Source organism: Streptomyces sp. TLI_185 (genome assembly GCF_003814765.1).
Lineage (GTDB): Bacteria > Actinomycetota > Actinomycetes > Streptomycetales > Streptomycetaceae > Streptomyces.
Genome location: NZ_RKRB01000001.1, coordinates 5,706,654 through 5,719,013 on the forward strand (window position 1 = coordinate 5,706,654; position 12,360 = coordinate 5,719,013).

Consider the following 12,360-nt stretch of genomic DNA (forward strand, 5'->3'; position numbering starts at 1 on the left):
AAGGGCCGACCGGAAATTGGTTTAGACCTGTGAGTGGTGTGCTGCGGTGCCCGGAGTCATCCGTACCCACGGACGCCGACGGGGCGGAGTTCAGCACTTGTAACGCCTCTCACGTCCCAATGCACCCGAGCCGCGCGGAGACGGTCATATCTTTCGTGGCCCGGGAGTGTCGGGGCAGCCGGTGCCGGACACGCCACGGGTGCGCGACCCGCACCAGGCGGAGCCGCACACCCGTGGCGGGCCGCTGCCGGTCAGGCGGACCGTTCTGCCGCCTCCACGTGGTCGAACACCTCGTCCCCGCCCGTCCCCGTGAGCAGATACGCCTGTGCCTCGCCCACGTGGAAGTACATCCCGTGCAACTCCAGCGCTCCGTCCCGCAGGGCCCGCCCCACCGACTCGTGGGCGCGCAGGTGCTCCAACTGCTGGACCACATTGGTCAGACAGAGCTGCTCGACCGCGTCGGCCGGTGCCCGGCCCGCGAGCCGGGCCCACGACCGGCTTTTGTCGGCCATGCGCTCCAGGCTCGGCAGCCCGTGCCGCAGCCACCGCTTCAGCGGCGTCCGGGCGCCGCCGGGCTCGGCGTCGAGCAGCGCCTGCATGGCCCCGCACCCGGAGTGTCCACACACCGTGATGGACCGCACCTGCAGCACGTCCACCGCGTACTCGATCGCGGCCGCCACCGAGTCGTCGCCGCTCTCGTCGCCGGGCAGCGGCACCAGGTTCCCCACGTTGCGCACCACGAACAGATCGCCCGGACCACTGGAGGTGATCATCGACGTGACGAGCCGAGAGTCGGCGCAGGTGAGGAAGAGCTGGGACGGCCGCTGCCCCTCCCGGGCCAGCCGGGCCAGCTCACTGCGCACGAGGGGTGCGGTGTTGCGCTGGAACGCGCTGATGCCGCGCGCCAGTTGGTGCCCGCTGCGGCCGCTGGGCCCGCGGGGGCCGTCGGGTCCACTGGGCCCACTCGGTTCAGTCGGCCCGCCAGGCGCACCGAGGGGGTCGGTGTCCGGCGCGGACTGCGGGTGCTCGCACTGATGGTTGCGCCACGGCGTCCAGGGACGGCAGCGGCAGCCGACGGAGGACTCGCCGTGCTCCTCGTTGAGCAGGGTGGGTTCGGTGAGGGGCCGGATACCGGTCCGGCGGCCGGTCACCTCGGCGGAGCCGCCCTGTGCGGTGTGTGTGTTCTGCCAGTCCTGCAGTGACTCGTACGCCGCGTGGTCCATGAACGACCCGTCCAACTCCACGACGGCGGGGGCGCCTTGGGGTACGAGATGCAGAGCACGGCTGAGCCGCGGCACCGCGAGGAACGTCAACTGCCCTCGGACGTGTACGTGATGGACTCCTTCCTTCTCTTCGTGCGTGATGCGGGTGCGGGCGAGGCGGTGCATGGCGACGGCGACGGCCACGGCGATCCCGAGGGTCACGCCCTCCAGGACGCCGAAGACCACCACGCCGAGTGTGGTGACGGCGTACACCAGCACTTCTCGGTGGCGGGTCACCGTGCGGATGTGGTGCAGGGACACCATCTGGATGCCGACGGCCATCACCAGGGCGGCGAGCGAGGCGAGCGGGATGAGCTCCAGCAGCGGGACCATCAGCAGTGCGGCGATCACTACGAGAACGCCGTGCAGCATCGTGGAGTTCCGGCTCACCGCGCCCGCGTTCACATTCGCCGAACTTCTCACGGCGACACCGGCGACCGGCAGTCCGCCGAGCGTGCCGGAGACGATGTTGGCGGCGCCCTGCCCGAGCAGTTCGCGGTCCAGGTCGGCGCGTCCGACGCGGGCGGTCAGGCCGGGTCTCGCGGCCACCAGTTTGTCCACGGCGACCGCGCCGAGCAGGGACTGCACGCTGCACACCAGCGTGGTGGTCAGCACGGCCGCGGTCAGGCCGAGCGCCGGGCCCTCGGGCAGACCGGCGAGGGCGTGGCTGCTCCAGGAGGGCAGGTCGACCTTGGGCACTGCGAATCCCGAGAGCGAGGCGGCCGCGGTGGCGCCGGCCACGGCGACGAGCGCGGCCGGGATCCTGCGCAGCAGGCGTCCCGTCCGGCCGGGGATCCGCGGCCAGAGCAGCAGCAGGGTCAGGGTCAGCAGGCTGACGGTCACGGCGACGGGGTGCAGGTTGGCCAGCTGGGCGGGCAGGGCCCGCAGGTTGGCGAGGACAGAGCTCTGCGGGGTGCCGCCTAGGACGATGTGCAGCTGGGCGACGGCGATGGTGACGCCGATTCCGGCGAGCATGCCGTGCACGATGGCGGGGCTGACGGCGAGCGCGGTGCGGGCCACGCGCAGGCAGCCGAGGCCCAGTTGGGCGAGGCCGGCGAGGACCGTGACGGCGCAGGTCGTACGCCAGCCGTAGCGGTGGATGAGGTCGGCGGTGACGACCGTGAGTCCCGCGGCGGGGCCGCTGACCTGCAGCGGACAGCCGCCGATCCGGCCGGCGACGAGCCCGCCGACCCCGGCGGCCACCAGGCCGGCCTGGAGCGGGGCGCCGGTGGCGAGAGCGATGCCCAGGGACAGCGGGAGGGCGATCAGGAAGACCGCGACTGCGGCCGACAGGTCGGCGCCGACGACATGGAAGCGACGGCGGGGGTTCGGCGGTGGGCTGTGGGGTTGGTGGTCGGGCTGGGGCCGGCTCGGGTCGGTGGCGCGGGTGGGGGCGCAGGCTGACATGTTTCCCGTCTCCTCCGGGCAGCGCGGTCGCGGATCAGGTCGTCCCCGCCGATGGGCGGGGGTCGGTCGCGGCCGTGGGTCACGGCGTGCAGCGGCGGGATGAATCAACGCTCGGTAAATGGATCGTAATTCAGAGTAAAGGCCAGGCATAGACTTTCCTGGCAAATGGGGTAATCGCTCACTCTAATGAGTGAAGCGGTCATTTCATCGGCTTGTCGTACTAATTCCTTCTCGGCCCCGTGCGACCTTGGCGGCGCTGTCGGGCTGGCCCGGCGCATCACCAGAAAACGCCCTCATCGGCGTTGGCCTGAGAGAAGGAAGAAGGTGAGCGGAACATGACCGCCACCCAGAGGATCGCCGTGGGCGTCGTGATCACCGCGTCCTGTGCCGCGTCGGTCGCCGGCTGTGCGATCGGCTCCAACGGTTCCAAGGCGGGTGCTCTCGGTCCGCAGAAGGCCCGTCCGGCCCATGTGCAGGGGAGCGCGGTCCGTCTGATCGGTGACGGCTCCACCGCGTACACCGGAGCCCAGCCCCACCTGCCCAGACCCGAGCGTCTGCGGCCCGGCCAGAAGCCCCCGCAGTTCGTCGTCTTCTCCTGGGACGGCGCGGGCGAGGACAGCCAGAAGCTGTTCTCCCACTTCCGCAAGCTCTCCAAGGCCAACCACGCGACCATGACGTACTTCCTCAGCGGCGTGTACATGCTGCCGGAGGAGAAACGCGACCTCTACAAGCCCCCGGAGCACTCGCCGGGCAGCTCGGACATCGGCTTCAACGACGAGCAGGGCATCGCCGACACCGTGAAGCAGCTGCGCCTGGCGTGGCTGGAGGGCAACGAGATCGGCACCCACTTCAACGGCCACTTCTGCGGGAGGAACGGCGGTGTCGGCGAGTGGTCGGTCGCGCAGTGGATGAGCGAGATCGCCCAGGCCAAGAAGTTCGTGAAGAGCTGGAAGACCAACTCCGGCATGGAGAAGGCGGCCCCGCTTCCCTTCGACTACGACAAGGAGCTCATCGGCGCGCGCACGCCCTGTCTGGAAGGCCAGAAGAACTTCGTGAAGGCCGCGAGTCGGCTGGGCTTCCGCTACGACACCAGCGGGGTCAACGACCAGGTCTGGCCGAAGAAGAGGGAAGGGCTGTGGGACCTGTCGATGCAGCTCGTGCCCTTCCCCGGGCACTCCTACGAGCAGCTCACCATGGACTACAACTTCATGGTCAACCAGTCCGGCACGCAGACCCAGGGCGACCCCGACAAGTTCGACCACTGGGGCGACCAGATGCGCGACGGCCTGCTCAAGGGCTTCCGCCGCGCCTACGAGGGCAACCGCGCGCCCCTGGTCATCGGCAACCACTTCGAGTCCTGGAACGGCGGCACCTACATGCGGGCCGTCGACGAGGTCGTCGAGAGCGTCTGCAACAAGCCCGACGTGCGCTGTGTGTCCTTCCACCAGCTGGCCGACTGGCTGGACGCCCAGGACCCGCAGACCCTGGCGAAGCTGCGCACCCTGAAGGTCGGCCAGGCCCCCGAGCAGGGCTGGGCGGCCTTCCTGTCGGGCCACCCCGCCCCGGCCCCGAAGGGCGTACCGGGAGCACCGGCCGCGAAGCAGTAGCCGTCAGGCGGAGGCGACGACACCCTCACCGAGCACGAACCCGGGGTCGACCTGCGCGGCCAGGTCGGCCCCGGTGCGGGCATCGCCCCACGTGGCCGCGTTCTTCAGGTGGAAGTGCACCATCTGCCGCGTGTAGCGCTCCCAGTCGCGCAGCTCGTACGTCGCGTCCGCGGCGACCTGGAGGGCGCGCAGGGCGCGGCGGTTGGCGTCCTCCAGGAGCTCGAACCGGGGCGGTCGGCCCTTCTCCATGGCGCGCACCCAGTCCGAGTGCCCGACGGTCATCAGCAGGTCGTCCCCGACCTCGGCGCGGAGGAAGTCGAGGTCGTCCTGCCCCTGGACCTTGTTGCCGACGACCTTCAGGACGACGCCGTAGTCGCGGGCGTACTCCTTGTACTGGCGATAGACGGAGACCCCCTTCCGGGTCGGCTCGGCGACGAGGAACGTGATGTCGAAGCGGGTGAACATGCCGGAGGCGAAGGAGTCCGAGCCCGCCGTCATGTCCACCACGACGTACTCGCCCTGCCCGTCCACCAGGTGGTTCAGGCACAGCTCCACCGCTCCCGTCTTGGAGTGGTAGCAGGCGACCCCCAGGTCGGCGTCGGTGAAGGGGCCGGTGACCATCAAACGGACGGTGCCGCCGTCGAGTTCCACCGGCCGGGCACAGGCCTCGTAGACCGGATTGTCCTCGCACACCCGCAGCAGCCGCGAGCCCTCGCCGGGCGGTGTGGTCTTGATCATCGTCTCGGCGGAGGTGATGCGCGGGTTGGAGCCGCGCAGATGGTCCTTGATCAGCGGCAGCCTCTCGCCCATCGCCGGCAGTGCGGCGGCCTCCGCCTCGTCGAGGCCCAGCGCGGCGCCCAGGTGCTGGTTGATGTCCGCGTCCACGGCGACGACCGGTGCTCCGCTGGCCGCGAGATGACGGATGAACAGGGAGGACAGGGTCGTCTTGCCGCTGCCGCCCTTCCCGACGAAAGCAATTTTCATGTTCACGAAGGGTAGTGGGGTGATCGCTGTATGTGGCAGACGGGCGTGAAGAAGACCACTCAATCGTGGGGCGCGCCCCTGGGGTGGCTAGTGTCGTACTCATGAGTACGACAGGCGCGAACGCCGATCCGCTTGCGGCCCTGGGCTCGCTGCCCGGGGTGGCCGAGTCCGTGGAATCCGTGCGCAAGGCCGTGGACCGGGTCTACGGGCACCGGGTCATGCGGCGCCGCAGCAACGAGATCACCTCCGAGGCGGCGCTGCGCGGTGCCCGCGGTTCCGCGGCGCTGTCCGGCGCCGACTGGGCCCTCGAGGAGGTGCGCCGGCGCACCGACTTCAGCGGTGACGGCGACGCGCGCGTGATGGGCGCGGCCCTCAGGCTGACCGCGGAGGCGGGCCAACTGCTGTCCGTCTGGCGGCAGTCGCCTTTGCGGGTGCTCGCTCGGCTGCACCTGGTGGCCGCCGCCACCAACGGGGACGAGGTCGGACGGCCGCGGCTGGCGGGCGAGCCGGTCGACGAGCCGCTGATCGAGCTGCCGCTGCCGGGCGCCGACGAGGTGCACGGCCGGCTGGAGGGCCTCGCGGAGCTGATCATCACCGGCAGCTCCGCGCCCGCTCTGGTGACGGCCGCTGTCGTCCACGGCGAACTCCTCGCGCTGCGCCCCTTCACGTCCCAAAACGGCCTGGTCGCGCGCACCGCCGAGCGCATCGTCCTGGTGGGCAGCGGCCTCGACCCGAAGTCCGTCTGCCCGGCCGAGGTCGGCCACGCCGAGCTGGGGCGAGCGGCCTATCTGGCGGCGCTGGAGGGGTACGTCTCCGGTACGCCGGACGGCATGGCGGCCTGGATCGCCCATTGCGGCAGGGCGGTCGAGCTGGGTGCGCGCGAGTCGACGGCCGTGTGCGAGGCACTGCAGCGCGGGGCGGCGTAGGAAGCTGCGCGGGCTCCGGAAAAGGGTTGCGGCGGTACGAGGATTCGTACCGCCGCTGGCATGCTCACCGAGTTACCAGGCGTCCTCGATATGTTGCCCATCAGGCCGGGAACTTTGCCCGTCACCTGGTGTGGCTGGCCCGTAATCGACGGGTCGACGTCGCGTGGGTGCCCGATGTTCATGCTTCGGTCCGTGGGCCAAATGCGTTATTAAGGTGATCCTTTCGGATGTCCTTGGTCTCGCGGGCCGTTAACCCCTTTGTACTCCAGGTCCGAAGCAAGCGGAACCCCCGGCTGTACTTCTTTACTTTTGGTCTCAAATAGGCTGTAAACGGGCGCCGGAATGTCGAACGGGGATCTTGGTGCCGGTGAATCGGCAGGTCACAGGAGCGCGGCCCGGCGCCGGCTGGCGTACCAGACAAGACCCGCGGTGGCGGCCGCGGCTCCTATTGCCGCGGCCGCGACGAGGGCCGGACGGGGCGGCACGGAGAATGCCGGGATCCGCTGCTTGAGCCGGACCGGCCGGTGGAAATCGAGAATCGGCCACCCGCGCGCGAGTGCCTCGCGGCGCAGCGCGCGGTCCGGGTTGACGGCGTGCGGAAGGCCGACCTCCCGCAGCATCGGAAGGTCGGTCGCGGAGTCGCTGTAGGCGTAGCAGCGGTCCAGGTCGTACCCCTCGGACTGGGCCAGTTCCTTGATCGCCTCGGCCTTCGTCGGGCCGTACGCGTAGTACTCCACCTCGCCGGTGTAGCAGCCGTCCTCGCCCACGACCATGCGCGTCGCCACCACCCGGTCCGCGCCGAGCAGCTCGCCGATCGGCTCCACCACCTCCGCACCCGACGTCGACACGATGACGACGTCGCGGCCGGCGGTGTGGTGCTCCTCGATGAGGGAGGCGGCCTCGTCGTAGATGATCGGGTCGATCAGGTCGTGCAGGGTCTCGGCGACGATCTCCTTGACCTGCTGGACGTTCCAGCCGCGGACGAGCGAGGACAGGTACTCGCGTGTCCGCTCCATCTGGTCGTGGTCCATGCCGCCGACGAGGAAGACGAACTGGGCATATGCGGTGCGCAAGGCGGCCCTGCGGTTGATCAGGCCGCCTTGGTAGAACGACTTGCTGAACGTGAGCGTGCTCGACTTCGCAATGACCGTCTTGTCCAGGTCAAAGAAGGCCGCTGTGCGGGGCAAGGAGTGGTTTTCCACGCCCCGAGCATAGGGGCAGCCCATTCGGCGTAAGGTGGGGCGCGTGGGTTTGCCTGAGAAGGGTCTCGGGTACACCATGGAAGTCACGGATCGTTCGCGACCGTGCTAACCCGGTCCGGCTCCTCCCCCCCGAGTCGGCCGTGGAGACGACCCCCACTCTCCCCCCCGGTGGGGGTCGTCGCATGTCCGGACGGGTTTTCCGACTTCCTTCACTTCCTGGCGCGGCTGTGCGGCCGTCCTGAGGCGGCTGCGGCCGCCTCTTCTGCATGCTCATGATCCGTCACTGTGTGTAGCCGTCAGGCTGCTCTGTGGAAGTCGCGCACGGGTTGGTGCAGGGGTCACCGGTATGGGTGACGAGGTTATTCACAACCACCGACTTGTCCACAGTTATCGACCATGATCCGCAGGATTTCCGGGATCGCTGCACCGTGATTCAAACGCGTCCCGCTCGCGCCGAGTTCAAGACCGGTTCCGGTTTGTCGGGCGGGTTTGGCCGGTTCGTATCGGCCGCTCATATGGAGACCGCTTGCCGGTTCTTCACACGTTTGGGAATCGCGGGGCCGCAGGGGCTGCGCGAGAGATGCAGCGAAGGGGGACGGAGACCGTGGCCGGAGCCGTCACACATGAACCGCCGCCCGCCGCCTCGGGGCGGCAGGCCGGACCACTGATCGTCACGGAGGACGTCGAACTGCTCGACGACCTGCTGCGCCTGTGCGCCGCGGCAGGAGCGACACCCGAGGTCCACCACTCGGTGCCGGAGCGGGCGGGCGGCTGGGAGGCAGCACCGCTCGTCCTGGTCGGCGACGACGCCGCGCGGCGGCTGCGCGGGGCCGCCCGCAGACGAGGAGTGGTGCTGGTCGGCCGCGACCAGGACGACTCCGGGGTCTGGCGCCGGGCCGTCGAGATCGGCGCCGACCACGTCCTGGTGCTTCCGGACGGCGAACAGTGGCTGGTCGACCGCATCGCCGATGTTGCCGAGGGGGTGGGCCGGCCCGCCCTCACCGTCGGCGTCATCGGGGGCCGCGGCGGCGCCGGGGCCTCCACGCTCGCGTGCGCCCTCGCCGTCACCTCCGCACGCGAGGGGCTGCGCACCCTGCTCGTGGACGCCGATCCACTGGGCGGCGGACTCGACGTGCTGCTCGGCGGCGAGAGCGCCGAGGGACTGCGCTGGCCCGCCTTCGCCGCCTCCCGTGGCCGAGTCGGCGGCGGCGCCCTGGAGGAGTCGCTGCCCCAACTCCACTCCCTGCGGGTGCTCAGCTGGGATCGCGGCGACCGCATCGCCGTCCCGGCCCAGGCCGTCCGGGCGGTGCTGGCCGCGGCCAGACGGCGGGGCGGCACCGTCGTCGTCGACCTGCCGCGCCGCATCGACGACGGGGTGGCCGAGGCGCTCGCCCAGCTCGATCTCGGCCTCCTGGTCGCCCCCGGCGAACTGCGCGCCGTCGCCGCGGCCGGGCGGGTGGCGTCCGCCGTCGGCATGGTCCTGCGGGACCTGCGGGTCGCGGTACGAGGGCCGTACGCGCCCGGACTGGACGACCGCGAGGTGGCCCGGCTGCTCGGCCTGCCCCTGGCCGGCGAGCTGCCCGTGGAGTCGGGGCTGCTGCGCCCGGGGGAGGGCAGGACGCCGCCCGCCGCGGACGGCCGCGGGCCCCTGGCGCGCTTCTGCAAGGAGTTCTGGGAGCGGGCGCTGACGGAGGCGGGGAGCGCATGAGCCGGTATGCGGGAGGCGAAGGGACGGGCGGCTCGGTGGTCGCTTCGGCGCGGGGAGCCTCCAGAGCGGTGTGGCGGCGGGGCGACGGGCGGCGGGTGCCGTCGTGGGCCGGGCCGCGTGTGTCCTCCGAGAGGGCTGAGTTGCTGGGTGATGTGCCGGGTCCGGTTGATGTGCCGAACCCCGGCTCGGCGGGGCAACGGCGGCGGGGCGACGGGCCGCGGGTGCCGTCGTGGGCCGGGCCGCGTGTGTCCTCGGAGATCGCTGGGCGGCTGGCCGATGTGCCGGGTCCGGTTGATGTGCCGCACCCCGGCTCGGCGGGGCGATGGCGGCCGCGCGGCGATTCGGCCTCCGCGGCCGCCGCTCCGGAGATGCCCGCCGGGCTGCTGGACGGCGTACGGCAGTGGCTGGTCGAGAGCGGGGCCGAGCCGACACCCGCGCGCGTGGCGCAGGCCCTGCGGGAGCAGGGGCGGGTCCTGGGGGACGCCGAAGTCCTCGGCGCGGCCGAGAAGTTGCGGTCCGAACTGGTCGGCAGCGGGCCGCTCGAACCGCTGCTCGCCGATCCGGCGGTGACCGACGTGCTGGTGTCCGCCCCGGACCGGGTCTGGGTCGACCGGGGCGGCGGACTGGAGCTGACCTCGGTGTCCTTCCCGGACGCGGCCGCGGTACGACGTCTCGCGCAGCGCCTGGCCGCGGTGGCCGGGCGGCGGCTCGACGACGCGCGGCCATGGGCCGATGCCCGGCTGCCCGACGGGACGCGGCTGCATGCGGTGCTGCCACCGGTGGCGGTGGGCTGCACCTGTCTGTCGCTGCGCGTCGTACGGCCCCGGGCGTTCACGCTCGACGAGCTGGTCGCGGCGGGCACGGTGCCGCCGGGCGGCGACCGTGTGCTGCGGGCGCTGCTCGAGGCACGGCTGTCCTTCCTCGTCAGCGGCGGGACGGGCAGCGGCAAGACGACTTTGCTGAGCGCGCTGCTGGGACTGGTCGGACGCGGCGAGCGGATCGTGCTCGCCGAGGACTCGGCGGAGCTGCGGCCGGACCATCCGCACGTCGTGCGGCTGGAGACCAGACCCGCCAACCAGGAGGGCGCGGGCCTCGTCACGCTCCAGGACCTGGTGCGGCAGGCGCTGCGGATGCGGCCGGACCGGCTGGTCGTGGGCGAGGTGCGCGGGCCCGAAGTGGTGCATCTGCTGGCCGCGTTGAACACCGGCCACGAGGGCGGCTGCGGCACCGTCCACGCGAATGCCGCCTCCGGAGTACCGGCCCGGCTGGAGGCGCTCGGTACGGCGGCCGGGCTCGACCGGGCCGCGCTGCACAGCCAGTTGGCGGCGGCGCTGTCGGTGGTCCTGCATCTCGTGCGGGACCGGACCGGGCGGCGGCGGATCGCCGAGGTGCACGTACTGGAGCGGGATCCGTCGGGGCTGGTGCGGACAGTGCCGGCGCTGCGGTGGGGCGCGAAGGCGTTCGAGCACGAGCGCGGGTGGGAGCTGCTGCGGGAGCTGCTCCACAGCGAGTCCGGCGAGTCCTTCGAAGGGGGACGTCATGGGTGAGACGGCGATGGGGGCGGGCGTGCTGTGCGTCGGTGCGGCGGCCCTGCTGATGGGCGGGTGGCACTCCGGGGCGCGGCGGGCGCAGCTGTTGCTCGCGGGCGGCGGGGCGGTGAGCACCGGGCCGCCGTATTGGCGGGAGGTCGCCGGAGGGCTGCGGCGGATCCGCGGGCGGCTGCGGCCCGAGTGGTGGGCGCTGGCCGTCGGAGTGGTGCTGGCGGTGCTGGGTGCGTCGGTGCTGCCGGTCGTCGCGGGGGCGGCCGGGGTGCCGTTGCTGCGGCGCATGCGGCTGGCAGGGGAGGCCCGACGGGCCCGGGAGCGCCGCGGGGACGCGGTGATCGCGCTGTGCGGGGCGCTCGCCGGGGAGGTGCGGGCCGGGCGGCAGCCGGGAGACGCCCTGCCGCGGGCCGCGCGGGACTCCGGCGGGCTCGGGGGCGCGCAGGCGGCGGTGCTGGCGGCGGCACGGTTCGGCGGTGACGTCCCGGACGCGCTCGCGGCGGCGGCACGGCAACCGGGCGCCGAGGGACTGCTGGGCCTCGCCGCGTGCTGGCGGGTGGCCGTGGACCAGGGCGCGGGCCTCGCCGCCGGCCTCGACCGGCTCGAAGGGGCGCTGCGGGCCGAGCGGGACCAGCGCGCCGATCTGCGCGCCCAGTTGGCAGGGGCGAAGTCCACGGCGGTGATGCTCGCGGGGCTGCCGGCTCTGGGCCTCGCCCTGGGGACCGCCCTCGGGGCCGACCCCCTGCACGTGCTGCTGCACACCGGGGCCGGGCTCGGCTGCCTGCTGGTCGGCGGTCTGCTGGAAGGCCTCGGGATGTGGTGGGCGATGCGGATCGTGCGGCGAGCGGAGGCGGCATGAGCACGGAAGTTGTCCACAGGCTGGGGGCGGCCGTGGGGATGCTGCTCGTCCTCGGGTGGCTGCTGCGCCGGCTGGAGACCGTACGGCGTGAGCGGAGAGTGCGAAGGCGGCTGGCCGGGCTGGTGGCCGATGTCGAGGCGATGCAGGGCCGGCCGCGCTTCGAGGTACGGGATGTGACGTGGCGGTGGCTGCCCGCGGCGGGGGTGGGGTGCGCCGGATGGGTACTGGTCGGCGGCCTCGCCGGAGTCGCGGTGGGGCTGGCCGTCGCGGGCGCGCTGTGGCGATGGCGTGGCCGGCAGGCGGCCGGGAGCGCCCCGGAGGCGTACGACCCGGGGGAGGCGGCCCGTCAACTCCCGCTCTCGGCGGATCTGGTGGCCGCCTGCATCGCCGCCGGTGCCGGCCCTGTGGTCGCGGCGCAGGCCGTGGGCGAGGCCCTGGGCGGTCCCGTCGGGGACGCGTTGGCGCGGGGTGCGGCCGAGGTGCGGCTCGGCGGCGAACCGGCCGAAGCCTGGCGGCGGCTGGCCGAGCTGCCGGGCGCCGGAGCCCTTGCCAGGCTGCTGGAACGGGCCGGCGTGTCCGGACTCCCCGCCGCCACACCGGTCGCACGGCTCGCGGCGGACGTCCGCGCCGACCGGTCCCGCACCGCGACGGCACGCGCCCGGCGGGCTGCCGTCATGGTCACCGCACCGGTGGGCCTGTGCTTCCTGCCCGCCTTCATCACGGTCGGCGTGCTGCCCGTGGTGATCGGGCTCGCGGGTGGGGTGCTGGGAGGGGGTGGTGGATGACGGGGACTGGGCGGACGGCGCCATGACGCCGACATCGAGCAGTGAATGGTCAATCGAGCAGTGAATGGTCAACAGGACT

At 72.3% G+C, this 12,360-nt stretch carries 9 protein-coding genes; 6 read left to right on the forward strand and 3 right to left on the reverse strand.

Annotated elements, in window-relative coordinates; genetic code table 11:
- Positions 1-251: 251 nt before the first annotated feature.
- Positions 252-2,669, reverse strand: coding sequence for a SulP family inorganic anion transporter (locus EDD92_RS26290; protein WP_123966555.1), 2,418 nt, complete (start codon positions 2,667-2,669; stop codon positions 252-254).
- Between the two features lie 335 nt (positions 2,670-3,004).
- On the opposite strand from EDD92_RS26290, the gene EDD92_RS26295 reads away from it, so the two are divergent.
- The gene (locus EDD92_RS26295; RefSeq protein WP_123966557.1) at positions 3,005-4,276 is read left to right on the forward strand and encodes a hypothetical protein; all 1,272 of its coding nucleotides are present in this window, start codon (positions 3,005-3,007) and stop codon (positions 4,274-4,276) included.
- 3 nt (positions 4,277-4,279) lie between these two features.
- Here EDD92_RS26295 and EDD92_RS26300 read toward each other — a convergent pair whose 3' ends face one another.
- Positions 4,280-5,260: an ATP-binding protein gene (locus EDD92_RS26300; protein WP_123966559.1), complete on the reverse strand. Its 981-nt coding sequence runs from the start codon at positions 5,258-5,260 to the stop codon at positions 4,280-4,282.
- Between the two features lie 101 nt (positions 5,261-5,361).
- Between EDD92_RS26300 and EDD92_RS26305 the strand changes: the two genes are divergently transcribed.
- Positions 5,362-6,186, forward strand: a complete 825-nt coding sequence (locus EDD92_RS26305; protein ID WP_123966561.1) for an oxidoreductase — start codon at positions 5,362-5,364, stop codon at positions 6,184-6,186.
- A gap of 380 nt (positions 6,187-6,566) precedes the next feature.
- Here EDD92_RS26305 and EDD92_RS26310 read toward each other — a convergent pair whose 3' ends face one another.
- Positions 6,567-7,412, reverse strand: a complete 846-nt coding sequence (locus EDD92_RS26310) for an HAD family phosphatase (protein ID WP_123966563.1) — start codon at positions 7,410-7,412, stop codon at positions 6,567-6,569.
- Positions 7,413-7,992: 580 nt separating this feature from the next.
- Between EDD92_RS26310 and ssd the strand changes: the two genes are divergently transcribed.
- The 4 genes from ssd (at position 7,993) to EDD92_RS26330 (ending at position 12,281) form a co-directional block, all read left to right on the forward strand.
- The gene (gene ssd, locus EDD92_RS26315; RefSeq protein WP_123966565.1) at positions 7,993-9,096 is read left to right on the forward strand and encodes a septum site-determining protein Ssd; all 1,104 of its coding nucleotides are present in this window, start codon (positions 7,993-7,995) and stop codon (positions 9,094-9,096) included.
- Between the two features lie 368 nt (positions 9,097-9,464).
- Positions 9,465-10,643: a TadA family conjugal transfer-associated ATPase gene (locus tag EDD92_RS26320; RefSeq protein ID WP_185124444.1), complete on the forward strand. Its 1,179-nt coding sequence runs from the start codon at positions 9,465-9,467 to the stop codon at positions 10,641-10,643.
- Positions 10,636-11,496, forward strand: a complete 861-nt coding sequence (locus tag EDD92_RS26325) for a type II secretion system F family protein (protein ID WP_123966567.1) — start codon at positions 10,636-10,638, stop codon at positions 11,494-11,496. The genes EDD92_RS26320 and EDD92_RS26325 overlap by 8 nt, the downstream gene beginning before the upstream one ends.
- Positions 11,493-12,281 (forward strand): type II secretion system F family protein, encoded by a 789-nt coding sequence (locus tag EDD92_RS26330; RefSeq protein WP_123966569.1) that lies wholly within the window; start codon positions 11,493-11,495, stop codon positions 12,279-12,281. The genes EDD92_RS26325 and EDD92_RS26330 overlap by 4 nt, the downstream gene beginning before the upstream one ends.
- Positions 12,282-12,360 lie beyond the last annotated feature (79 nt).